Origin of the sequence: Cronobacter sp. HA18006 (assembly GCF_011605445.1) — a bacterium.
Lineage (GTDB): Bacteria > Pseudomonadota > Gammaproteobacteria > Enterobacterales > Enterobacteriaceae > Cronobacter > Cronobacter sakazakii.
Genome location: NZ_JAANQB010000011.1, coordinates 348,739 through 372,102, shown reverse-complemented (window position 1 = coordinate 372,102; position 23,364 = coordinate 348,739). Strand labels below are relative to the sequence as shown.

Genomic DNA, 23,364 nt, shown 5'->3' with positions numbered 1-23,364 from the left:
ATGGGGCGGGAGCGCCTGTTCGGGCGTAACGCGAATGACAAAAGGTGAATGTGGTTTATGGTAAAACTTCGACAGCCCATGGACGTGCCGCAAATTCTGCTGTCCGTGTTGTTTCTCTCGGTCATGATCATCGCCTGCCTGTGGATTGTGCAGCCCTTTATTCTGGGCTTCGCCTGGGCAGGAACGGTGGTCATCGCCACCTGGCCGCTGTTGCTGCGGCTGCAGAAGATGCTGTGGGGCAGACGCTCACTCGCCGTCCTGGTGATGGTGCTTATCCTGATCATGCTGTTTGTGATCCCGGTGGCGCTGCTGGTTAACAGTCTTGTGGACAGCAGCGGGCCGTTTATCCACTGGCTTAGCTCCGGGAAGATGACGATCCCGGATCTGGCCTGGCTTAACAGCATCCCCTATATCGGCAATAAACTTTATCTTGGCTGGCATAACCTTGTGGAGAGCGGCGGCTCGGCCATTATGGCGAAAGTACGTCCGTATCTTGGCACAACCACCGGTTGGTTTATCGGCCAGGCGGCGCATCTGGGCAGACTGCTGATGCACTGCGGCCTGATGCTGCTGTTCAGCGCCCTGCTCTACTGGCGCGGCGAACAGGTGGCGTATGGCATTCGGCATTTCGCCATTCGTCTTGCCTCAAAGCGCGGCGACGCGGCCGTGCTGCTGGCAGGCCAGGCGATTCGCGCCGTGGCGCTCGGCGTGGTGGTTACGGCGCTGGTACAAGGCGTGCTGGGCGGTATCGGGCTGGCGATTTCCGGCATCCCTTATGCCACGCTGCTGACGGTCGTGATGATCTTAAGTTGCCTGGTACAGCTTGGGCCGCTGCCGGTGCTGGTTCCGGCGATTATCTGGCTCTACTGGAGCGGCGACGCCACCTGGGGCACCGTACTGCTTATCTGGAGCGCCGTCGTCGGCACGCTCGATAACATTATCCGCCCGATGCTGATTCGTATGGGTGCCGATCTGCCGATGGTGCTGATCCTCTCAGGGGTTATCGGCGGGCTGATTGCATTTGGCATGATTGGCCTGTTTATCGGCCCGGTATTGCTGGCGGTATCCTGGCGTTTGTTCTCCGTCTGGGTGCGCGAAGCGCCGCTGCCGGAGGATGATTCAGAAACGGTTATCGAAGCGCTGGAAGAGAGCGACAAAGAGAAAACCGCACAGTAAAAAACGCAGGCGGGGAAACCCGCCTTTTACTTAAGTATTGCTTATTAATTATTTCACTTCCCTACTGGTCAGACCCGTGATTTATCGTAAATCCCGTGGTTTGAGTCTTTAATAATTCATTAACGCTGAACTATTGAGACGAATCTGATCGACGCTAAAAATGGATAAGCCTACTATTAATCCACGGTTATAAATCAACGCCTTGATTTATAAACATGGAAATCCCCTGAGTGAAACAACGAATTGCTGTGTGTAGTCTTTGCCCATCTCCCACGATGGGCTTTTTTTTATTCTGTGGCTGGTTAATTATTGCTCAACACAACACTCACTCAGCATACGCCAGTTATTTCCGAGCACGTGCGTTTCCCCTTCCACGGTCACGGTGCCACGGCTGCGGATATCGCCACTGTTAGCGCCAACGCGAATTTCAAACTCGCCAGGCTCGACAATGCGAACACCATCGCGGCTCGTGAAATTGAGCATATCGACAGGGATGCGGAACGTGACGCGCGCGCTCTCGCCAGGCGCAAGCGAGACCCGCCCGAAGGCTTTCAGCTCCTGCACCGGCCGTACCAGCGACGCTACTTTATCGCGCACATAGAGCTGCACCACCTCGCTGCCCGGCTGCGTACCGCTGTTAGTGACGGTGACAGATGCCTCAACATCGCCATTCATCGGCACGCGCGACTGCGCTATCTCCAGCTCGCCGTAGCGGAACGTTGTCCAGGTTTTGCCATAGCCGAACGGATAGCGCGAGCCGAAGTGAAACGCGTAAGGCGTGCCGCCGCTCTTGAGCTTGTGGTTGTAGTAGTAAGGCATCGCGCCCGCGCTTTTCGGCACCGATACGACCAGCCTGCCCTGCGGCTCGCGCTTCCCGGTCAGCAGATCCGCAATCGCGTGGCCGCCCTCCTGCCCCGGCGCCCAGGCCATCACCCACGCCGCAACGCGTGATTCCAGCCCGCCCAGGTGATAAGGCCGCCCGCCGGTCATCACGACCACCACCGGTTTGCCGGTCTCCACCAGCGCTTCCAGCAGCTGTTGCTGCACGCCCGGCAGTTGCAGGCTGTCGGTGTCAGAGCCTTCGCCCACGGTGCCGCTCTGGAAAAGCCCGGAGAGATCGCCTACAAACGCCAGCACCACATCGCTTTCGGTGGCGAGCCGCACCGCCTCGGGGATCAGCGACACATCGTCTGAGACCGGCGACTGCTGCATCGGTTTTTCGCCGCTGTCGCCGGGGAAAACCGGCGCGCCCGCCATGCGTTTTTCAATGATATGGCACCCTTTCGCGTAACCCGTCAGCGCGATGCCAGGCTGTTCGCGCAGCGCTGCCAGAGGCGTCGTCACCTGACTGGTCTGCTCCAGCATATCGCTGATAATGAGATGCACCGGGAAGCTGTAGCCGCTCAGCAGTGCCAGCGGATCGTCCGCCGTCGGCCCGACAACTGCCACGCGCGGCGTGCCTTTAAGCGGCAACACGCCATTATTTTCAAGCAACGTCAGGGAACGCGCCGCTACCTCACGGGCGATGCGGCGCGTGTCGTCGCTTTGCAGCACAATGTCATTCTCATCGGCGTAAGGATGCTCAAACAGCCCAAGACGGAATTTCTCCGCCAGCACGCGCGCGACAATCTCATCCACTTTTTCCATCGTCATCAGCCCGCGTTCCAGCGCCTGCGCCAGATGGCGCGCGCAGTCATCTTTCGGCAGCTCGATATCCAGACCGGCGTTAAAGGCGAGCGCCGCCGAGTGCGCCGCATCCTGCGCCACGCCGTGATGCTGATGCAGCAGGCTCACGCCGCCGTAGTCGGCAACAATAATGCCGTCGAAGCCCCACTGTTCACGCAGCACTTTGGTGAGGAGGAAATCGTCCGCGTGCGTCGGCACGTTGTCGATATCGTGGTAAGCGGGCATCACTGAACCGGCGTGCGCCAGCTTCACCGCCATCTCAAACGGCAGCAGGAAGGTATCACTCAGTTCGCAATACCCGAGATGTACCGGCGCATGGTTGCGCGCGCCCTCGCTGAACGAGTGACCAACATAGTGTTTGAGCGTCGCCAGCAGGTCGCGTTTTGGCCCCTGTAACCCTTTCACATAGTGCGTCGCCATCAGCCCCACCAGCCACGGATCTTCGCCAAAAGTCTCTTCCGTGCGGCCCCAGCGCACATCGCGCGAGACATCCAGCACCGGTGCCAGCCCCTGATGGCAGCCGACAGCCCGCGCCTCCTGGCCAATCGCCTGCGCGGCCTGTTCCACCAGTTCCGGGTCCCAGGTTGAGCCGTAGTTGAGCGAGGACGGAAACAGCGTCGCGTCTTTACACAACAGCCCCACCAGACACTCTTCGTGGAACATGGCCGGGATGCCAAGCCGCGTTTCTTCCACCAGCATCCGCTGTAGCCGGTTGGCGGCGCGCACGCCTTCGCGCGGTGCGACGATATGCGTGCCAAGCGGGCGCGTTATCTGCCCTGCGCCGCGTTTCAGCCGCTCCGCCAGCGCCGCCTGTTGGGTGGCCCCGGAAAACTCATCGCTCAGGTCGGTACGCTCCCGGTGATCGCCATCCGGCGACAACACCAGCCAGTAAGCGTGCATCTGGGCGAATTTCTCCTCCGGCGTCATGCGGGCGAGCAAATCGGCGACGCGTTCAGCCACCGGACGGGTTGGGTCCTTATAGATTGTCATCGGTTACTCCTGAATAGCAGGCTTGAGAGAAGGGGTGTCTTCACGCAACTGGCGTTTTTGCACCAGCTCCGCGGCGATAGCGGCCACGCGGCGGCTGCTGAGCTGATAGAAACAGAGCAGCAGCGCCATCAGTAAAAAGAGCGCGCACGGAATGAGTGTGAACAGCGCGTTAATGGTGGTCAGCACGCTGGCGCTCTGGGTCGCCTGGTTTGGCAGATAATCGACCATGCCGAGGATCCAGCCCACCACGGCCCCGCCGAGCGCGAGACCCAGCTTGATGGCGAACAGCGCGGTAGAGAAGACCAGGCCGTCGAGGCGACGCCCGCTGCGGTGCTCTTCGTAATCCACCACGTCGGAAAACATGGTCCACTGCAGTGGCGTGGTCAGGTTCTGAATAAAGCTAAAGACGATATTAATGGCGAAAATTAACCAGACGGCGGTTGGGGGAATAAAGAATATCAGCGCGGCAAGAACCACGAAGCTAATAATCGTCCACTGGTAGGAACGCACGCGGTCATATTTCCCGAGCAGGCGCTCAGATAATAACGCACCGGTAAGATTCGCCACCATGCCGGAGACAATAAATACAAACACTAAATCCGGGCGCAGCAGAACATATTTCACGTAATACATGGTCGCGGAGCCGCGCGTCACCACTGCGGTTAATAATAAAATATTGAACAGGAATATGATGCGCCACTGGCTGTTGGCCGCCAGCAGTTTTAAATCCTTGAGCATTGAGCTACTGGCGTCATTTACGGGCAGATAGCGTTCGCGTGTCATAAAAAAACAGCAGAAAAAGAGCACCACGCCCAGTAATCCCATCAGCCCCATCGCGTAGAAATAGCCTTTCTGCGCATCGCCGCTGCCAAGCCAGTCGACCATCGGCAGCGCGATGACGGTGACGATAAGCCCGCCGATAAACGACAGCCCAAAGCGCCAGGATTGCAGGGAATGGCGCTCGCGCGGGTCCATCGTCAGCGAGCCGGGCATGGCGCAGTACGGGACGTTAATCGCCGAATAGACGAGGCTCAGCAGGCTATAAGTGACGCAGGCGTAAACAATTTTGGTGGTTTCGCTCGCCTGCGGCACATAGAAGGTAATCAGACAGCAGACGCCAAATGGAATGGCGAACCAGAGCAGCCACGGACGAAAACGGCCATAGCGGGTGCGGGTGCGGTCCACCAGCGCGCCGATGCACGGATCGACAAACGCATCCACCGCCCTGACCAGTAAAAACATGGTGCCCATAATCGCGGCGGGCAGGCCGAAAACATCCGTATAGAAATAGGCGAGAAATAGCGTGGCGGTTTGCCAGACGAGCGCGCTCGCCATATCGCCTAAGCCGTATCCTATTTTATCTTTTGTCGTAAGAGCAGAGGTGAGGTTCATTATTATTGGCCTTATCAACGTTAGAAAGCGTGTTTCTCGCACGCAAACCACGGGTGCGATATCAGGCCTAAGTATTGTGAACGTGCCGCCCCCCAACAATTGCAGAAATCCACAGCCAGTTTATGATTTTTTGCTTTTTCCCGTATTTGTGATGTGGTGCAAATTACCCGTTGCAAATAAAAAACCCGCCATCAGGCGGGTTTGAAAATATATCGCAATTATTTTTTTAGCTCGGCCAGACTCAGCCAGGTTTGCACCACGGTATCCGGGTTAAGCGAGAGCGAATCGATCCCCTCTTCCATTAACCAGGCGGCGAAATCCTCATGGTCCGACGGCCCCTGGCCGCAAATGCCGACATATTTGCCCTGCTTTTTCGCGGCGCGGATCGCCATCGACAACAGCGCTTTCACGGCGTCGTTACGCTCGTCGAAAAGCTCCGAGACCACGCCGGAGTCGCGGTCGAGGCCGAGCGCGAGCTGCGTCATGTCGTTAGAGCCAATCGAGAAGCCGTCGAAGTGCTCAAGGAACTGCTCGGCCAGCAGGGCGTTGGACGGGATTTCGCACATCATAATGACTTTCAGCCCGTTCTCGCCGCGCTTCAGCCCCTGGCGCGCCAGTTCGTCCACTACCGCTTTCGCCTGATCCACGGTACGCACAAACGGGATCATGATCTCCACGTTGGTAAGACCCATCTCGTTTCGCACGCGTTTCACCGCCTCACACTCCAGCGCGAAGCAGTCGCGGAAGCTGTCAGCCACATAGCGCCCCGCCCCACGGAAGCCGAGCATCGGGTTCTCTTCATGCGGCTCGTAACGCTCGCCGCCCACCAGGTTGGCGTATTCGTTAGATTTAAAGTCAGACAGACGCACAATCACGCGCTTCGGCCAGAACGCCGCGCCAAGCGTCGCGATGCCTTCCGTCAGACGGCCCACGTAGAACTCCACCGGGCTGTCGAAGCCTTTCATCATCTCGCGGATCTGGTTTTGCAGCGCCGGCTCCTGCTGGTCAAACTCCAGCAGTGCGCGCGGGTGCACGCCAATCATACGGTTGATGATAAATTCGAGACGCGCGAGACCCACGCCCTCATTCGGCAGACAGGCGAAATCAAACGCGCGGTCCGGGTTGCCGACGTTCATCATCACTTTCAGCGGCAGATCCGGCATGGTATCGACGCTGGAGCTTTTGACGCTGAAATCGAGAAGATCGGCATAGACGTAGCCGGTATCCCCTTCGGCGCAGGAAACCGTCACTTTTTCGTCATCTTTAATACGCTCGGTGGCGTCGCCGCAGCCAACCACCGCCGGAATACCCAGCTCGCGGGCGATGATCGCCGCGTGACAGGTACGCCCGCCGCGGTTGGTGACAATCGCCGCCGCTTTTTTCATGATAGGTTCCCAGTCCGGGTCGGTCATGTCGGTGACCAGCACATCGCCTGGCTGAATACGGTTCATCTCGCTGATGTCATGAATGACCTTCACGGTGCCCGCGCCGATGCGGTGGCCGATGGCGCGCCCTTCCGCTACCACTTTCCCCTGGGAATGCAGCGTGTAGCGCTCCATCACCTGGCCGCGCGAGCGCACGGTTTCCGGGCGCGCCTGGACGATAAACAGCTTGCCGGTGTGACCATCTTTAGCCCACTCGATATCCATCGGGCGGCCATAGTGTTTCTCAATCTGTACGGCCTGTTTCGCCAGCTCCTGCACCTCTTCCGGCGTAATGCAGAAACGGTCGCGTTCGGCCTGCGGCACATCTTCGATGCGCACCTGCTTACCGTGCTCCTGGGTATCGGCATACACCATACGGATTTTTTTCGAGCCCATGGTGCGGCGCACGATCGCCGGACGGCCTTCCGCCAGACCCGGTTTATGCACGTAGAATTCGTCAGGGTTGACCGCGCCCTGCACCACCATTTCGCCAAGGCCATAGGCGGCGGTGATAAACACCACCTGATCGAAGCCTGATTCGGTGTCGATGGAGAACATCACGCCAGAGGCGGCGAGATCGGAGCGCACCATGCGCTGCACGCCCGCCGAGAGCGCGACGCCGCGGTGATCGTATCCCTGATGCACGCGGTAAGAGATGGCGCGGTCGTTAAACAGCGAGGCGAACACATGTTTCACCGCCACCATCACCGCATCGATGCCCTGTACGTTAAGGAAGGTTTCCTGCTGGCCTGCGAAGGAGGCGTCCGGCATATCTTCGGCGGTGGCGGAAGAGCGCACCGCAAAGGAGGCGTCGGCGTCATCGGCGGAGAGCTGCTCGTAGGCTTCGCGGATCGCCTGCTCCAGCTCCGGCTGGAAGGGGGTGTCGATAATCCACTGACGGATCTGCGCGCCCGCTTTCGCGAGCTCAGTGACGTCGTCGATATCGGTTTTATCCAGCAGTTCATAGATACGCTGGTTAACGCCACGGCTTTCGAGGAACTGATTAAACGCCACGGCAGTGGTCGCAAACCCGTTAGGCACAGAGACGCCCATACCGGACAGGTTAGTAATCATTTCACCGAGGGAGGCGTTTTTGCCCCCAACTCTGTCTACATCATTCATGCCGAGCTGGTTATACCAAAGTATGAGCGATGACGAGCCATTGTTGGACATCGAAGCAATCCTTTTATGATATGAACGGAATTAAGAAACACCTGACAGCCGTTTTAGCCTGGCATAGAAAACGCTGCGGGAAAAACGGTGAATCGTTCAAGCAAATTGAAAATTTCAAATTTTCAGATAAATTCCGGATTGGGTAACTTCTTGATTAGGCTGGATTACTCTTTTGCACTATGATTTACAGTGATATTTGAAAAATGAAACGCGGCGTTCACTTAAAATAAAAACACCGTTTCAATGTTAAAAATAAGAGAAGTGCCATGCCCCCGGTATAAGCATTATTTTATGCTTAAGATGATAATCAACCTGAATTAAGGACGGATACAATGGATAATGTTGTCGATCGCCAGGTCTTTTATATTTCTGATGGAACCGCTATCACCGCAGAAGTATTAGGCCATGCGGTGATGTCGCAATTTCCGGTCAGCATCAACAGCATTACTTTGCCGTTTGTGGAAAACGAAAGCCGCGCCAGAGCGGTGAAAGAGCAGATTGACGCCATCTACCAGCAGACCGGCGTGCGCCCGCTGGTCTTCTACTCCATCGTGCTGCCTGAGGTCCGTGAGATAATTCTGCAAAGCCAGGGGTTCTGCCAGGATATCGTTCAGGCGCTGGTGGCCCCGCTTCAGGAAGAGCTTCGTCTCGACCCGTCGCCGGTCGCTCACCGTACCCACGGCCTTAACCCCGCCAACCTGAATAAATATGATGCGCGCATCGCGGCGATTGATTACACGCTCGCCCATGACGACGGTATTTCGATGCGCAATCTCGATCAGGCGCAGGTGATCCTGCTTGGCGTCTCACGCTGCGGCAAAACGCCCACCAGCCTCTATCTGGCGATGCAATTCGGCATCCGGGCCGCCAACTACCCCTTTATTGCCGACGATATGGATAACCTGAATCTTCCGGCGGCGCTGCGCCCGTTCCAGCACAAACTGTTTGGGCTGACGATTAACCCGGAGCGGCTGGCGGCCATCCGTGAAGAACGGCGCGAGAACAGCCGCTACGCCTCGATGCGCCAGTGCCGGATGGAAGTGGCCGAAGTGGAAGCGCTCTACCGCAAACATCAGATCCGCTACATCAACAGTACCAACTATTCGGTGGAAGAGATCGCCACCAAAATCCTCGACATCATGGGGCTTAATCGCCGAATGTACTGACAAACTAGTACAAAGGTGCGAGAGTCTGTGTTAGGGTAACGTCACGTGGCCCGGTGAATCTTTTAATAGCCTTGTATTCAGGGCGGATTGGTTTATCGTGATGCCCATCACTTCCGGCACTGATGCCGATGAAGCAACAGATTCTGAGACACCCATGATTAAAACCGATGAACTTCGTACTGCGCGCATCGACAGCCTGATTACCCCGGCGGAACTCGCAGAACGCTACCCCGTGACGCCGGCGGTCGCAGGCCATGTGCTTGACGCCCGTCGTCGCATTGAAAAAATCCTTAACGGTGAAGACCCGCGCCTGCTGGTGATTATTGGCCCCTGCTCGATTCACGATCCACACGCGGCCATTGATTACGCCCACCGTCTGGCGCGAGCGCGCGAGAAATACGATTCCCGCCTGGAAATCGTCATGCGTACCTACTTTGAGAAGCCGCGCACCGTGGTGGGCTGGAAAGGCCTGATCTCCGACCCGGATCTGAACGGCAGCTACCGCGTCAATCACGGTATCGAACAGGCGCGTCGCCTGCTGCTGGAGGTGAACGCGCTGGGCGTGCCGACCGCGACAGAGTTTCTCGATATGGTGGTCGGGCAGTATATTTCCGATCTCATCAGCTGGGGCGCTATCGGCGCGCGCACCACCGAGAGCCAGATCCACCGCGAAATGGCCTCCGCGCTCTCGTGTCCGGTGGGCTTCAAAAACGGCACCGACGGCAACACGCGTATCGCGGTGGACGCCATTCGCGCCGCGCGCACCAGCCATATGTTCCTCTCGCCGGATAAACATGGCCGCATGACGATTTACCAGACCAGCGGCAACCCGTACGGGCACATCATTATGCGCGGCGGTAAAACGCCGAATTATCATGCCGAAGCCATTCGCGACGCCTGTGAAGCGCTGCGGGAATTTGATTTACCGCAGCGGCTGGTGGTGGATTTCAGCCACGGCAACTGTCAGAAACAGCACCGCCGTCAGCTCGATGTCTGTGATGATATCTGCCAGCAGATCCGCGCGGGCTCAACCGGTATCGCAGGCGTGATGGTGGAAAGCTTTCTGGTTGAAGGCACCCAGAAAATCACGTCCGGCACGCCGCTCACCTACGGCCAGTCGATTACCGACCCGTGCCTTGGCTGGGATGACAGCGAAACGCTGCTGGAACGGCTCGCCCGGGCGGTGGAAAGCCGTCTCTGAAAAGTGCTTTCTGCGTGCATACTAAAAAGGGAAAACCAGGGTTTCCCTTTTTTACGCGCCTGCGTTAAAGCATCAGCTTGAACAGCTCACTTCCAGATGCTTACCCCAGTCCGGCGGGCGATGGGTGTAGTCATCATCGCGATCGGCGAAGGGGTTACGCAGTGCCTCCAGCAGTCGTGACAGCTCGCTGGCGTCGTCACGCTCCGCGGCTTCGATGGCGCGCTGGGCCAGCCAGTTGCGCAGCACCAGCGCCGGGTTGACGGATTTCATCAGCCGCTGACGCGCATCATCCTCCACGCCCTCTTCTTCCAGCCGCGCGCGGTAGCGGGCAAACCAGGCGTCAAAGGTGGCGCGGTCGATAAACTCATCTCGCAGTGGCGAGGCAGACGAGCGCTGTTCCGTCTCGCTCAGCATTCGGAACGTGCGCGTGTAGTCGCTCCCTTCGCGCGCCATCAGGGTGAGCAGCTCCCGCAGATAGTCGTTGTCGCCCTCTTTTTCGACGGTAAAGCCGAGTTTAGCGCGCATCTGGCGGCCCCACTCGCGCAGCAGCGCGGGCTGGTAGTCATCCAGCAGCGCATTGAGCCGCTCCGCCGGAATAATCGGCGAAAGCGCCTGCGCCAGACGTTGCAGGTTCCACAGGCCAACGCCCGGCTGGTTGTCAAAGGCGTAACGCCCCTGGTAATCCGTATGGTTGCAGATAAAGCCCGGCTGGTAGTCGTCGAGAAAACCGTAAGGACCGTAATCCATCGTCAGCCCGAGGATCGACATGTTGTCGGTGTTCATTACACCGTGTGCGAAACCGACGCACTGCCAGCTCGCCATCAGTTGTGCGGTGCGCGTCACCACCTCGCCAAACCAGAGCGCGAAACGATCTTCCTCCTGCGCCAGATGCGCAAAGTGATGTTCAATCACATACTGCGCCAGTTCACGGACGCGCTCCGGTTCACGACGGTAGTAAAAATGCTCGAAATGGCCGAAGCGCACATGGCTTTCGGCGATACGCATCAGCATCGCACCGCGCTCGGTGGTTTCACGACGCACCGGCGTGTCGCTGGTGACAATGGTGAGCGCGCGGGTGGTGGGAATACCAAGCCCGTGCATCGCTTCTGAGGCGAGAAATTCGCGCACCGTCGAGCGCAGCACCGCGCGGCCATCGCCCATCCGCGAATAGGGTGTGAGGCCCGCGCCTTTCAGATGCCAGTCCAGTTTGCGGCCATCGCTGAGCTGCTGTTCGCCGAGCAAAATACCGCGACCATCGCCGAGTTGGCCTGCCCAGACGCCGAACTGATGGCCGCTGTAAACCTGTGCCAGCGGCGCCATGCCCGGCAGCAGCGTTTCGCCGCCCCAGACACCTGCCGGCCCCTGATAGTCAAACAGCGTTTCCGGGAGTTCCAGCGCCCGCGCCAGCGGTGCGTTATGACAGAGCAGACGGCTGTTGTTGAGTGGCGTGGGCGTTAATTCTGTATAAAAACCTGGCAGTTCATCGCGCCAGGTGGCGGTAAAACGGGGATGTTGGCTCATGGCTCCTCCTGCACTAAGTGTAGTGCGTTATGGAGGCATTAAACACGGTAGAGGTTTAAGGTTATTGCGCCATAGCGAGTGTCAGAACGAGGGTTTCACCATCCATTGCGGGCCACAGTGTGCCCTGAGCGCCACTAAAACCGAGACGGCGCGCTTCTTCTAATGTTTCATCGTTATCGACACCAGGCAGGATCAGCGTCTGGCAACTGGGGCCGACCTGATTGGCGATCGCATACATAAACGGCTCAAACATCCCGCCCGCGCGGCGCTTCTGCACGAACGTTTTATCGAGTGCGACCCGGCGGAACAGACCGTCGAAGATCGCGCGCCCCGTGGCAGCACCAGCACCAAAGTTGCTCAGCATTAATGGAAAATAACGCGAAAGTGAAAACATCGTTTTATTTTCTTTACCCTTATTAAGTTCAGGAAAATTCTCATTAATACCTAACTCAAGAAACGGTAATTGCGCGAGGCGCGCCCGTAATGTCGGGCTGGATAAAATGGCGCTGGCTATCTTCTGATCAATGTTTACAACGGCGAACAGCGAATTTTTTATAAATGCTTCACGCCACTTTTCAAGCAAACTTATTTTTTCGTAAAAAAGCATTAATCTTTCTTCAGAATTAATTCGTGGGATAATGAATTCCGTCGGAAAGCGAATCTGCGCATTCAGGCTGGTAAAATGGGCAATAACTTCCATGCCCAGCAGCCCCCCGGAAGTGTGGGCGATCGGGGCGAACAGCAGATGAGACTGATACCGTGTATCGAGCGAAACAATCATATTGTCTGCCCTGCGCGTTATTAATGGGAGCCCGCTATACTGTATTAAGTCGCTACCACGTGCAACCAGGTTGATTCTGTTAGACTATTTATCCTGCCGTTTCGGCATCAATTTCAGATTACTCCTTACAGAATGAGCTTATCCTGGTATTTCATTTTTCACCAGCGCCAGTCAGATCCTTTACAGAATCACGCTCCATCATTTTTGGCGTGAATATTTGCTGCTCAGTTTCTTCTTCCAGTAATTTTTTCGCGCCGTAACGTGCCATTTCCGTAATTGGGAAGTGAACGCTGGTCAGACGTGGACGAACAAAATCGGCGCGCTCGCCGCTGTCATAACAGATACAGGAAATATCGTGCGGGATCCTTAAGCCTTTTTCATTAATCGCAAGCATGGCCCCCACGGCCATCTCTTCGTTACAGCAGTAAACCGCCGTTGGCTGGTGACGCTCAAGCAGCGCCTGCATGTTCAGATAGCCGCCCTGGAGCGAGTAATCCGCCTCCAGACAGGCCACCGGCGTCAGGCCTGCCGTTTCCATGACATCAAGAAAGCCCTGCAGACGCAAACGGCTGGAGGCGCGTGAAAGTGGGCCGTGGAGACAGGCAATGGCCGTGTGGCCACGCGTGAGAAAATAGCGGGTGGCAAGCGCGCTGGCCCCCCGATGATCGAACGTGACGCAGCGGGATTCCAGCCCCGGCACGTCGCGATCGAGGATGACAAAGCGTCGCCCCGCCGCCGCCATCGCGCGCAGCGCGTCGTCTTCCAGCATACGCACATGCAGCAACAGGCCGTCGCAGCGCAGATTATAGAGCTGGCTGATGGCATCACGTTCGTTTTGCGCGCTGTCACGCCCCTGCGTCACCAGCAGCTGTTTGCCGTGGCGCTGCGCCTCGCTCTGTACGGTATCCATCAGCGCGCCGAAAAAGCCGCCGCGGTAAGAGGTGGTGACGAGCCCAATGGTATGGCTCTGGCTGGAAGCGAGCGCGCGCGCCGCCGGATTAGGCGAATAGCCGAGCGCCTGAATCGCCGCTTCGACGCGCGCTCGGGTTTGTGATTTGACGTTGGTGTCGCCGTTGACCACGCGTGACACCGTGGCACGTGACACGCCCGCATGGGCGGCGACATCTTCCAGAGTAACCATCAGGCGATCCCTTTCATCTGTGAGGCCACCTGATAGTACCCGAAATTTTCGCGCCGGGTGAGCTTATCCCCGGAATTGCGGCAGGTAGTCGCGGTTCAGCGTCAGCACTTCTTCGAGCAGTGATTGGGCAAGTACCGCGTCGCCCACCAGCAGGTTGGTCACGAGCGCCAGCAGTCCGCTGTCGCGACAGCCTTCCACCGCCGCCTTAATGGTGAGCCGTTCATACGTTTTCACCTGCACCGTTAAGGCGTGCATCGCAGGCGGCAACGCGCCGAACACCAGCGGGTGCGCGCCCTGCGCGTCCACCACGCAGTTGGTTTCGACCACGGCGTCATCCGGCAGCCCGTGAATAGCCCCGCGGTTGGCAGTGTTAACCACAAGCGTTGTGCCGCGGTCGTTATGAATGGCATCGATAAGCTCCAGCGCCACCTGCGAATAGAACGCGCCGCCGCGAAAGCTGAGCTGCTCGGGTTTTTGCGCCAGGTGCGGATCGCTGTACAGTCTGAAGAGTTCGCGCTCTACCGCCATCACCTGTTCGGCGCGGGTGCCACGACCGCGCGCCGCCTCAATCTCTTCTTCCAGCATCTGACGACTTAAGTAGAAATAGCGGTGGTACGGGCACGGAATAGCGCCGAGCGCGCGCAGCAGCGGCGCGGGCCACGGGGCTTCCTGGATGTTGTTCATGGTGAGCGTCGCCCCGTTACACAGTTTGTCGAGCACCTCCTGCGTGCGGTCCTCGCCGCGCACCGTCACCTGATGCACCCACACCATATGATTCAGCCCCGCAAACCGCAGCGCCACCTCCTGCGATGGCGCGCCCATCATCGCGGCTATCATATGGTGCATGGTGACGGGCACATTACACAGCCCGATGATTTTCGCCCGGCTGTGGCGCTGCACCGCCTCGGTGACAATCGCCGCCGGATTGGTGAAGTTGATTATCCAGGCGTCCGGTGCCAACGCTTCCACTTTGCGGGCGATATCCAGCAATACCGGAATGGTGCGTAGCGCTTTCGCAAAACCGCCGACGCCGGTGGTTTCCTGGCCAATCAGCCCATATTTCAGACCGAGCCGCTCGTCGGCGGCGCGCGCCGGGAGCTGGCCCACGCGCAGTTGCGTCAGCACAAAGCGCGCGCCGCGAATCGCTTCATCGGGCGTGAAATGCACCGTCACGCGCACGTGTGCCAGCCCGTTTTTATCAAGCATACGGCGCGTCAGCCCCGCGATGATCTCTACTTTCTCGCGCCCCGGCTCGACATCCACCAGCGCAAGTTCATGCAGCCTGATGCTCGCTTTGCGGGCGATAAGCCCTTCCACCAGCTCCGGCGTATAGCTGCTGCCGCCGCCGATAATGGCGATTTTAATAGTCTGTTCGGTCATGAGGTTCTCCCTGTGGTGTGGGCCGAAGCGGCGACGGCATCGCTTTCCTGCGCCTGCGCGCGCTCCTGGCTGATAAGCTGTTTTTCGTACACTTTAAAGAAGGGGTACCAGAGCAGGCCGTCCACGACCAGCAAAACGACCACCAGCAACGCGGCACGCATATCCCAGGCAGCGGAAATCATCGCCCCCAGTGGCGCGGGTGCGGTCCAGGGCGCCATCGCTACCATTTTCTGCACCAGATCCATCTCCAGCGCCACATACGCCAGCACGGCGTTAACCAGTGGTACCAGCAGCAGCGGCACAAACAGCGTCGGGTTCATCACTACAGGCGACCCGAACAGCAGCGGCTCGTTGATATTAAAGACTGCCGGCACAATACTCAGCCGCCCGATGGTTTTCAGATGCGCTGAACGGCTTCGCAGGTACAGCATCGCCAGCACCAGCGTTGAACCGGAGCCGCCGATGCAGACATAGAACGCCCAGAACGGCGCCGTGAGAACCTGCGTGGTCTGCGCGCCGTGAGAGAGCAGCGCCGCATTGGCAGCGATATTCGCCATAAACAGCGGGTTCAGTAACCCCTGCACCAGATTGTCGCCGTGGATACCCGCAAACCAGAGCAGATTCGCCAGCAGCACGCAGAGTAAAATCGCGGGCAGGCTGTCGCCTGCGGCAATCACCGGCTGGAAAAGCTGCATCACCGCCGCCGGGATAAGCATCTGGAATTCGCTCTGCATGACCAGGCTTAACGGGTAGAGAGTGAGCAGAATGCCGGTCATCGGCAGCAGCAGATCAAACGAGCGCGCGATAGCGGGCGGTACCTGCTCCGGCAGGCGCAGCGTAATGCCATATTTTTTAAGCAGCCGCGTCAGCTCAACCGACCAGACAGCGCACAGCAGCGCGGTAAACACACCCTGCCCGCCGAGGAAATCGAGCGACAGTTTATTATCAGCCTGCGGCGCGGCCACGAGCAGAAAGGCGGTCAGTGAGAGCAACCCGGCGGTAAGACCGTCCAGCTGGTACGATTTTGCGAGGCTATAGGCCGTCCCGACAGAAACAAACACGCTCATTAACCCCATCGTCATAAAAAACGGCATGGTGATGGTGTTCCAGTGCGCTTTGGCAAAGCCGAGCCAGAGCCTGCCGAAGGCAGACGTCGTCGCCTCATCAAACGGCGGATTGGCGATGATAAGCATCATGCTGCCAATAATGAGAAACGGCATGGCGCAGATAAAACCATCGCGAATAGCGATGATATGCCGCTGGGTGCCGATACGTCCGGCGAGCGGCGCGACATGGCGCTCGACCAGCGCCATCACTCCGGTATAAAGACTCATAGCGCACCCCGTGTTGCGTGATACATGCGATTTCCCCCGTTGCGTGACGTTAAAATGAGAGCGCTCTCAATACATAATCACTGTAACTCAGTCGGCAAAGCGCCATTGTGAGAGCGCTCTCATTATGGTTATAAAAAAGACAGCACAGATAAACGTCGGGAGAAATCCCACCGCGGACGCGGTGGGCGAACACTAGATGCGGCGCGCCTGCCAGAACTTTTTGCGCCAGTAGACGTTATCAAGAGAAGAACGCATCACGCCGCGGCTGGTGGAGGCGTGGATAAACTGGTTATCGGTGTCGTAGATGCCGACATGGAGGCCGTTTTGTCCGGAGCCGGTTTTAAAGAAGACTAAATCGCCAGGCAGCAGCTCGTCCTTGTCAATTTCAGTCCCGATCTCCGCCTGCTGACGGGTTTCGCGTGGCAGCATCAGCGAGAAACGATCGCGGAAGGTCATCATCACAAAGCCAGAACAGTCCACGCCACCGCGGCTCATGCCGCCGTAGCGGTAAGGCGTGCCGTACCAGTGGTTCAGCTGGTCGTTGAGTTCAGCAATCACGGTGATGGAGTCGGAAAGTCGTGCATTTGGCGGCGGCGCGCGGTGGGAGCTACATCCCGCCAGCAGCAGCGTCGCAACAAGAAAGATCCATAGCCGCATTTTTCAGGCAAATCCTCTGGCCTTGTGATTTTTCGCTAATGTAGCCGCCAGCGCGTCGGCTGGCAAGATGGTCGCGCTCAGAGCGCATTGATAAGCAGGCTGTGGCCGTCAATCTGTAAGCGGCGAAACGGCAAGCAGTAAGCCTCGCCGAGCCGCGCTGGCGTCATCACCTCATCACGCGCGCCCTGGGCGAGCATTTTGCCCTCGCGCAGAAGCCAGACGCGATGCGCGTGGCGCAGCGTATGGTTTAAATCGTGACTGCTCATCACCACCGCAATCCCTGACGCTGACAGCGTAGCCAGAAGCCTGTCGAGCGCGGCCTGCTGCGCGACGTCCAGACTGTTCATCGGCTCGTCGAGAATCAGCAGCCTGCCGTGCGGATGATTGCGCGGGTGGATTTGTAAGATAACACCGGCGAGGCGCACGCGCTGCCATTCGCCGCCGGAGAGCGCGTTAACCGGACGCGTCAGCTTGTCGTCAAGCATCAGACTGCGCGCCACCTCTTCCAGCGCGGCGGCGCACTGCGCGCCACCATGGAGCGTAAGATAGTGCCAGACCGGCATGGCGAATGGCGGCGTCTGCTGCTGCGTCAGATACGCCCGCTGACGCGACAGCGTGGCCGCGCTCAGCGACGTAAGCGGTTGGCCGTCCAAGAAGATTTCGCCTGCGCCATCAGACAGGCCCGCCATACGATGCAGCAGCGTGCTTTTGCCCGCCCCGTTAGGGCCGACCAGATGGACAATATCGCCCGCCTCAAGCGTCGCGCAAAGCGGCCCAAGGCGGGTGCCCACCGCAACATCACGCAGCTGCATCAAAGGCATCGTTACTTCGCCAGCGCCAGCTTAATGGCTTCCATTACGATGGGATCTTCCGGCGTCATATCCGGCGAGAAGCGCTGGATCACCTGACCGTCGCGGCCCACGAGGAATTTTTCAAAGTTCCAGAGGATGTCGTCCGGGTAGAGCGGCGCGCGGCCTTTACTCGCCATCCGCTCATAGAAACCGCTCTGCTCCGGCGCGACGGCTTTCGGCGCGGCGGCGATGAGCTTCTGATACAGCGGATGGCGGTTATCACCGTTGACGTCGATTTTGCTGAACATCGGGAACGTCACGCCGTAAGTGGTGCTGCAGAACGTTTTGATCTCGTCTTCGCTGCCCGGCTCCTGGCCCAGAAACTGGTTGCACGGGAAGCCCAGTACGCGAAAGCCGGACGGCTCCCAGGCTTTATGAATATTTTCCAGCTGCTCATACTGAGGCGTCAGCCCGCACTTTGAGGCGACGTTAACGATCAACAGCACTTTGCCTTTGTACTGCTCAAGCGAAATGGTTTCACCGTCAATGGTGGTCACTTCGGTATTAAGAATGTCGTGTTGCATAGCTTCCCCTTAAGAAGAGTGAGATGGAACTAGCGTCCAGCCTTTAATAATAGCCAGATAAATACCGGCGCGCCCAGGGTGGCGGTGACTACGCCAATCGGCAGCTCTGCGGCCGCGAGCGTCAGACGCGCGATGATATCGGCCGCGAGCAGCACGCCACCGCCTGCCAGCATCGCGGCGGGCAGTAATGCCCGATGATCGGTAATGCCGCACAGGCGCAGCATATGCGGCACCACAAGGCCGACAAAACCAATCGCGCCAGCGAGCGCCACGCTGACGCCCGCAAGCCAGCCGGTGACGATGACCAGGGCGTTGCGCCACAGCCAGACCGGCAGGCCAAGCTGACGCGCGGACGTTTCGCCAAGAGAAAGCATATTCAGCGCCCTCGCCTGCATCCCGCCCCAGACGAGCGGCGGAATCAGCGCGAGCATCAGCCAGCCCTGCTGCCAGTCGATGCCGCTGAAACCGCCCATCATCCAGTACATGAGCTGGCGCAGATCAAGACTGGTGGAAAAATAGACGGCCCAGGTCATGAGCGCACTACAGACGATGCCGAGCGCGACGCCTGCCAGCAACAGACGGCTGGTGGAGAGATGGCGCCGCGCGAAATGCAGCAAAATAAGCGTGGCGATAAGCGCGCCCGCGATGGCGCAGAGCCCGAGCGACCAGCCTGGCAGCACGCCGCCGCCAAGCATGACCGCCGCGACCAGCCCCACGCCCGCGCCATTAGAGACGCCAAGAAGCCCGGGTTCTGCGAGCGGGTTTTCAAACAGCGCCTGCATCATCGTGCCGCAGAGCGCAAGCGCTGCGCCCACCAGCACAACGGCAAGCGTTCGCGGTAGCCTGATTTGCCAGACGAAGAGTTTCCCTGCATCGCCTGCCCATGCCGCAGGCCAGAGCCAGACGTCGCCCGCGCAGAGGCTCACCATCACCGCCAGTACGAGCGCCAGCGCAAGGCCCATGAGCACGCGTCGCTCGCGGCGGCGTTGGGTATGAATACACAGGGAAAGTGAGGCGAGTTGAGATTTCATGCCTTTGATTTTACGGCTCGCTTTACGCACGACAAAGAAAAAAGGCCGCGGGATGCGGCCTTTTTGGTCAGGTCAGATTAATTTTCTTTCGGCGAAGCGTTCTCTACGCGACTTTTCAACTTCTGCCCCGGGCGGAAGGTAACCACACGGCGAGCCGTAATGGGAATATCTTCACCGGTTTTCGGGTTGCGTCCGGGACGTTGGTTCTTATCACGCAGGTCAAAATTACCGAAACCGGAGAGTTTTACCTGCTCGCCATTTTCCAGAGCGCGACGGATCTCTTCGAAAAACAGCTCTACCAGTTCTTTGGCATCCCGCTTGCTAAGCCCAAGCTTATCAAACAGATATTCTGACATTTCAGCTTTTGTAAGCGCCATAGGTTCAATCCCTCAATGATGCCTGGAATCGCTCTTTTAGTGCCGTTACACATTTCGCAACAGTAGCGGCAATCTCGTCTTCTTCGAGTGTACGGCCGGTATCCTGAAGGATCAGGCTGATGGCAAGGCTCTTATAACCCTCCGCAACACCCTTACCGCGGTACACGTCAAATAAGTTTACGCCAACTACCTGATTTGCGCCAACTTTCTTACACTCGGCCAAAATATCTGCTGCCGGTACGTTTTCAGCGACCACAACGGCGATGTCGCGGCGGTTCGCCGGGAAGCGGGAAACCTCCTGCGCCTGCGGTATGGCACGCTCGGAAATCTTGCTCCAGAGCAGCTCAAACACCAGTGTGCGGCCATTGAGGTCAAGCTTACGCTCAAGCTCAGGATGCACAACGCCAATAAAACCAATGCGTTCGCCTTTTAAATAAATGGCAGCACTTTGGCCGGGATGCAAGGCCGGATTGGCTTCTGCACGGAACTCAATTTCAGATAATTTACCCGTAAGTTCCAGAACCGATTCCAGCGTCCCTTTCAAATCGTAGAAGTCAACGCTGGCTTTCGCCAGATCCCAGTGCTCCTCATAACGGTTGCCGCACAGCGCGCCTGCCAGCATAAGATCCTGGCGAATACCGAGGTCTGCCTGTGTATCAGGCACAAAGCGCAGGCCCGTTTCAAAGATACGAACGCGGCTCTGCTGACGGTTCTGGTTATAAACGACCGTGGTAAGCAGACCGCTCAGCAGCGACAGGCGCATCGCCGACATTTCGCTGGAGATCGGGCTTGGCAGGATCAGCGCTTCTTCACCCGGATGCAGCAGCTGCTGCACTTTTGGATCGACGAAGCTGTAGGTGATCACTTCCTGGAAGCCGTGATCGTTTAGCAGCGTTTTCACGCGCTTGAGCGAGAGATCCGCTTCACGATGGTTGCCCATTACCAGCGAGGCCTGTACCGGCTCGTTCGGAATGTTGTCGTAGCCGTAAACGCGGGCCACTTCTTCCACCAGATCTTCTTCAATCGCGATGTCAAAACGCCATGACGGCGCGACCGCCTGCCACTCGTCCTGCCCTTCCGTCACCTCACAACCGAGACGCTTAAGGATATCGGTGACCTGTGCATCGGCAATGTGATGGCCGATCAGGCGATCGAGTTTACTGCGGCGCAGCGTGATGGTCGCGCGCGTCGGCAGATGGGTTTCACTGGTGACATCGATAACCGGGCCTGCTTCGCCGCCGCAGATATCAAGCAGCAGACGCGTGGCGCGCTCCATCGCTTTGAACTGCAGCTGCGGGTCAACGCCGCGCTCGTAACGGTGAGAAGCGTCGGTGTGCAGGCCATGACGGCGTGCGCGGCCGGTGATGGCGAGCGGCGCGAAGAAGGCGCATTCCAGCAGGACGTTGCGGGTTTCGCCGTTAACGCCAGAGTGCTCGCCGCCGAAAATACCGCCCATCGCCAGCGCTTTGTTATGGTCGGCAATAACCAGCGTATCGGCGTTCAGGGTCGCTTCGTTGCCGTCCAGCAGCGTCAGCGTTTCGCCCTCTTTCGCCATGCGTACTACGATGCCGCCGTCGATACGATCGAGATCGAACGCGTGCATCGGCTGGCCCAGTTCAAGCAGCACGTAGTTAGTTACGTCAACCACGGCATCGATTGAACGAATGCCGCAGCGACGCAGTTTTTCACGCATCCACAGCGGCGTCGGCGCGGTCACATCGATGCCTTTCACAACGCGGCCCAGATAGCGCGGGCAGGCGTCTGCGGCGTCGACCTGAATCGGCAGCGTATCGTTGATGGTCGCCGCGACCGGCGCGATGTCCGGCGCATTCAGCGGCTCGGCATTAAGCACTGCGACATCGCGCGCAACACCGATAATACCCAGGCAGTCGGCGCGGTTCGGCGTCACGCTGATTTCGATGGTGTTGTCATCAAGCTTCAGGTATTCGCGAATATCCGTACCAATCGGCGCATCGGCCGGCAGTTCGATAATGCCGCTGTGATCGTCGGAAATCCCAAGCTCAGAGAACGAGCACAGCATCCCTTCGGACGGCTCGCCGCGCAGTTTCGCCGCTTTGATTTTAAAATCGCCCGGCAGGACCGCGCCGACGGTCGCTACCGCCACTTTAAGCCCCTGACGGCAGTTCGGCGCGCCGCAGACGATATCGAGCAGGCGTTCGCCGCCCACGTTGACTTTCGTGACGCGCAGTTTGTCGGCATTCGGATGCTGGCCGCATTCGACGACTTCGCCCACGACCACGCCGTGAAACGCGCCCGCGACCGGCTCCACGCCATCCACTTCGAGACCCGCCATCGTGATTTGATTCGCCAGCGCCTCGCTGTCGAGGGCCGGATTAACCCACTCGCGTAACCACAGTTCGCTAAATTTCATTGTTCTGTCCTGCCCTTATTTAAACTGTTTGAGGAAACGCAGATCGTTTTCGAAGAAAGCGCGCAGATCGGTCACGCCATAGCGCAGCATGGTGAGACGTTCCATGCCCATGCCGAACGCGAAGCCGGAGTAAACTTCCGGATCGATGCCGACATTACGCAGCACGTTCGGATGCACCATGCCGCAGCCCAGCACTTCCAGCCACTTGCCGTTTTTCCCCATAACATCCACTTCAGCGGAAGGCTCGGTAAATGGGAAGTAAGACGGACGGAAACGAATCTGCAGATCTTCTTCAAAGAAGTTACGCAGGAAGTCGTGCAGCGTGCCTTTCAGATTGGTGAAACTGATGTTTTTATCGACGATCAGCCCTTCCATCTGATGGAACATCGGCGTATGGGTCTGATCGTAGTCGTTACGATAAACACGGCCTGGCGCGATGATGCGAATAGGCGGCTGCTGATTTTTCATGGTGCGGATCTGCACGCCAGAGGTCTGGGTACGCAGCAGGCGCGTCGCGTCGAACCAGAAAGTATCGTGATCCGCACGTGCCGGGTGGTGTCCCGGAATGTTCAGCGCGTCGAAGTTGTGATAGTCATCTTCAATCTCCGGGCCGGTCGCTACCGTAAAACCGAGTTCACCGAAAAAGCTTTCGATACGATCAATAGTACGAGTGACCGGATGCAGACCGCCATTCTCAACGCGGCGGCCCGGGAGCGAAACATCGATAGTTTCTGCCGCCAGACGGGCATTCAGCGCGGCGCTTTCCAGCTCATTTTTACGCGCGTTCAGCGCCTGCTGAACCTGTTCTTTGGCTTCGTTGATAACCGCGCCTGCGGCCGGACGCTCTTCCGGCGGCAGTTCGCGCAGGGTGGTCATCTGAAGGGTCAGATGCCCTTTTTTCCCTAAATATTCGACGCGTACGTTATCTAACGCGGCAACATCCTGGGCGCTGGTTATGGCCGCCTTTGCACTGGCAACCAGATCTGCGAGATGTGGCATGGTTTTCCTCGTTATTCGGCGCTTGCGCCGGTTTGTTGAACTCTGTCTTGTTATTCTTCTGTTTCAGGTGACACGCCTTGCGGCCAAATAAATCTGCGGCGCGTGTGTCGCCTGCCACTTGAAACAGACCCAAAAACGGCAGATATAAAAAAAGCCTCCTGATGGAGG

Annotated in this window: 18 protein-coding genes, 1 other RNA gene and 1 other annotated feature (1 of these 20 only partly in view); of the genes, 4 read left to right on the top strand and 15 right to left on the bottom strand. The window is 58.2% G+C overall.

The genetic code is table 11. The annotated features are described in order from the left end of the window. Positions 1-57: 57 nt before the first annotated feature. Complete coding sequence (gene ydiK / locus G9X48_RS03550) at positions 58-1,176, top strand: AI-2E family transporter YdiK (RefSeq protein ID WP_004386929.1); 1,119 nt, start codon at positions 58-60, stop codon at positions 1,174-1,176. Between the two features lie 183 nt (positions 1,177-1,359). Next, an RNA gene (gene rprA / locus G9X48_RS03545) (antisense sRNA RprA) lies at positions 1,360-1,467 on the top strand. Between the two features lie 15 nt (positions 1,468-1,482). Here rprA and G9X48_RS03540 read toward each other — a convergent pair. The 3 genes from G9X48_RS03540 to ppsA form a co-directional block, all read right to left on the bottom strand. Beyond that, the gene (locus G9X48_RS03540) at positions 1,483-3,852 is read right to left on the bottom strand and encodes a glycoside hydrolase family 3 N-terminal domain-containing protein (RefSeq protein WP_097641606.1); all 2,370 of its coding nucleotides are present in this window, start codon (positions 3,850-3,852) and stop codon (positions 1,483-1,485) included. A 3-nt stretch (positions 3,853-3,855) separates the two neighbouring features. Continuing rightward, on the bottom strand, positions 3,856-5,244 hold the full coding sequence (locus tag G9X48_RS03535; protein WP_004387808.1) for an MFS transporter: 1,389 nt from the start codon (positions 5,242-5,244) through the stop codon (positions 3,856-3,858). Positions 5,245-5,462: 218 nt separating this feature from the next. Next, positions 5,463-7,841: a phosphoenolpyruvate synthase gene (gene ppsA, locus G9X48_RS03530; RefSeq protein WP_014729065.1), complete on the bottom strand. Its 2,379-nt coding sequence runs from the start codon at positions 7,839-7,841 to the stop codon at positions 5,463-5,465. A gap of 332 nt (positions 7,842-8,173) precedes the next feature. Between ppsA and G9X48_RS03525 the strand changes: the two genes are divergently transcribed. Beyond that, the gene (locus tag G9X48_RS03525) at positions 8,174-9,007 is read left to right on the top strand and encodes a pyruvate, water dikinase regulatory protein (protein WP_004387810.1); all 834 of its coding nucleotides are present in this window, start codon (positions 8,174-8,176) and stop codon (positions 9,005-9,007) included. Between the two features lie 154 nt (positions 9,008-9,161). Further along, positions 9,162-10,208, top strand: coding sequence for a 3-deoxy-7-phosphoheptulonate synthase (locus G9X48_RS03520; protein ID WP_097641607.1), 1,047 nt, complete (start codon positions 9,162-9,164; stop codon positions 10,206-10,208). 72 nt (positions 10,209-10,280) lie between these two features. On the opposite strand, the gene selO is transcribed toward G9X48_RS03520, so the two are convergent. The 12 genes from selO to pheS form a co-directional block, all read right to left on the bottom strand. Further along, on the bottom strand, positions 10,281-11,729 hold the full coding sequence (gene selO / locus G9X48_RS03515; RefSeq protein WP_097641608.1) for a protein adenylyltransferase SelO: 1,449 nt from the start codon (positions 11,727-11,729) through the stop codon (positions 10,281-10,283). A 61-nt stretch (positions 11,730-11,790) separates the two neighbouring features. After that, positions 11,791-12,510 carry an EAL domain-containing protein gene (locus G9X48_RS03510; RefSeq protein WP_007849483.1) on the bottom strand — a complete coding sequence of 240 codons (720 nt, stop codon included), beginning with the start codon at positions 12,508-12,510 and terminating at the stop codon, positions 11,791-11,793. A gap of 151 nt (positions 12,511-12,661) precedes the next feature. Beyond that, the gene (locus G9X48_RS03505) at positions 12,662-13,654 is read right to left on the bottom strand and encodes a LacI family DNA-binding transcriptional regulator (RefSeq protein ID WP_255212327.1); all 993 of its coding nucleotides are present in this window, start codon (positions 13,652-13,654) and stop codon (positions 12,662-12,664) included. A 60-nt stretch (positions 13,655-13,714) separates the two neighbouring features. Continuing rightward, positions 13,715-15,031, bottom strand: a complete 1,317-nt coding sequence (locus G9X48_RS03500) for a 6-phospho-beta-glucosidase (protein WP_097641609.1) — start codon at positions 15,029-15,031, stop codon at positions 13,715-13,717. Next, the gene (locus G9X48_RS03495) at positions 15,028-16,365 is read right to left on the bottom strand and encodes a PTS transporter subunit EIIC (RefSeq protein ID WP_097641610.1); all 1,338 of its coding nucleotides are present in this window, start codon (positions 16,363-16,365) and stop codon (positions 15,028-15,030) included. Before G9X48_RS03495 ends, G9X48_RS03500 begins: the two co-directional genes overlap by 4 nt. Before the next feature lie 192 nt (positions 16,366-16,557). Further along, complete coding sequence (locus G9X48_RS03490) at positions 16,558-17,022, bottom strand: NlpC/P60 family protein (RefSeq protein ID WP_004387814.1); 465 nt, start codon at positions 17,020-17,022, stop codon at positions 16,558-16,560. Between the two features lie 77 nt (positions 17,023-17,099). Next, positions 17,100-17,843, bottom strand: a complete 744-nt coding sequence (btuD, locus tag G9X48_RS03485) for a vitamin B12 ABC transporter ATP-binding protein BtuD (RefSeq protein ID WP_165770551.1) — start codon at positions 17,841-17,843, stop codon at positions 17,100-17,102. A gap of 2 nt (positions 17,844-17,845) precedes the next feature. Then, positions 17,846-18,397: a glutathione peroxidase gene (locus G9X48_RS03480; protein ID WP_004387815.1), complete on the bottom strand. Its 552-nt coding sequence runs from the start codon at positions 18,395-18,397 to the stop codon at positions 17,846-17,848. Positions 18,398-18,426: 29 nt separating this feature from the next. Next, a complete protein-coding gene (btuC, locus tag G9X48_RS03475) occupies positions 18,427-19,428 on the bottom strand; it encodes a vitamin B12 ABC transporter permease BtuC (RefSeq protein ID WP_029038968.1) in 1,002 nt (333 codons plus the stop codon). Between the two features lie 77 nt (positions 19,429-19,505). Further along, positions 19,506-19,805: an integration host factor subunit alpha gene (ihfA, locus tag G9X48_RS03470; protein WP_004387086.1), complete on the bottom strand. Its 300-nt coding sequence runs from the start codon at positions 19,803-19,805 to the stop codon at positions 19,506-19,508. 4 nt (positions 19,806-19,809) lie between these two features. Continuing rightward, positions 19,810-22,197: a phenylalanine--tRNA ligase subunit beta gene (gene pheT / locus G9X48_RS03465; RefSeq protein WP_097641611.1), complete on the bottom strand. Its 2,388-nt coding sequence runs from the start codon at positions 22,195-22,197 to the stop codon at positions 19,810-19,812. 15 nt (positions 22,198-22,212) lie between these two features. Then, a complete protein-coding gene (gene pheS / locus G9X48_RS03460; RefSeq protein WP_007867262.1) occupies positions 22,213-23,196 on the bottom strand; it encodes a phenylalanine--tRNA ligase subunit alpha in 984 nt (327 codons plus the stop codon). 144 nt (positions 23,197-23,340) lie between these two features. Beyond that, positions 23,341-23,364 (bottom strand) — a sequence feature (Phe leader region) (it continues 101 nt past the right edge of the window).

Excerpts from the sequence above, each read along its gene's own strand:
- ydiK (WP_004386929.1), top strand. The coding sequence starts at position 58 with ATGGTAAAACTTCGACAGCCCATGGACGTGCCGCAAATTCTGCTGTCC.
- G9X48_RS03540 (WP_097641606.1), bottom strand. The coding sequence starts at position 3,852 with ATGACAATCTATAAGGACCCAACCCGTCCGGTGGCTGAACGCGTCGCC.
- G9X48_RS03535 (WP_004387808.1), bottom strand. The coding sequence starts at position 5,244 with ATGAACCTCACCTCTGCTCTTACGACAAAAGATAAAATAGGATACGGC.
- ppsA (WP_014729065.1), bottom strand. The coding sequence starts at position 7,841 with ATGTCCAACAATGGCTCGTCATCGCTCATACTTTGGTATAACCAGCTC.
- G9X48_RS03525 (WP_004387810.1), top strand. The coding sequence starts at position 8,174 with ATGGATAATGTTGTCGATCGCCAGGTCTTTTATATTTCTGATGGAACC.
- G9X48_RS03520 (WP_097641607.1), top strand. The coding sequence starts at position 9,162 with ATGATTAAAACCGATGAACTTCGTACTGCGCGCATCGACAGCCTGATT.
- selO (WP_097641608.1), bottom strand. The coding sequence starts at position 11,729 with ATGAGCCAACATCCCCGTTTTACCGCCACCTGGCGCGATGAACTGCCA.
- G9X48_RS03510 (WP_007849483.1), bottom strand. The coding sequence starts at position 12,510 with ATGATTGTTTCGCTCGATACACGGTATCAGTCTCATCTGCTGTTCGCC.
- G9X48_RS03500 (WP_097641609.1), bottom strand. The coding sequence starts at position 15,031 with ATGACCGAACAGACTATTAAAATCGCCATTATCGGCGGCGGCAGCAGC.
- G9X48_RS03495 (WP_097641610.1), bottom strand. The coding sequence starts at position 16,365 with ATGAGTCTTTATACCGGAGTGATGGCGCTGGTCGAGCGCCATGTCGCG.
- G9X48_RS03490 (WP_004387814.1), bottom strand. The coding sequence starts at position 17,022 with ATGCGGCTATGGATCTTTCTTGTTGCGACGCTGCTGCTGGCGGGATGT.
- btuD (WP_165770551.1), bottom strand. The coding sequence starts at position 17,843 with ATGCCTTTGATGCAGCTGCGTGATGTTGCGGTGGGCACCCGCCTTGGG.
- G9X48_RS03480 (WP_004387815.1), bottom strand. The coding sequence starts at position 18,397 with ATGCAACACGACATTCTTAATACCGAAGTGACCACCATTGACGGTGAA.
- btuC (WP_029038968.1), bottom strand. The coding sequence starts at position 19,428 with ATGAAATCTCAACTCGCCTCACTTTCCCTGTGTATTCATACCCAACGC.
- ihfA (WP_004387086.1), bottom strand. The coding sequence starts at position 19,805 with ATGGCGCTTACAAAAGCTGAAATGTCAGAATATCTGTTTGATAAGCTT.
- pheT (WP_097641611.1), bottom strand. The coding sequence starts at position 22,197 with ATGAAATTTAGCGAACTGTGGTTACGCGAGTGGGTTAATCCGGCCCTC.
- pheS (WP_007867262.1), bottom strand. The coding sequence starts at position 23,196 with ATGCCACATCTCGCAGATCTGGTTGCCAGTGCAAAGGCGGCCATAACC.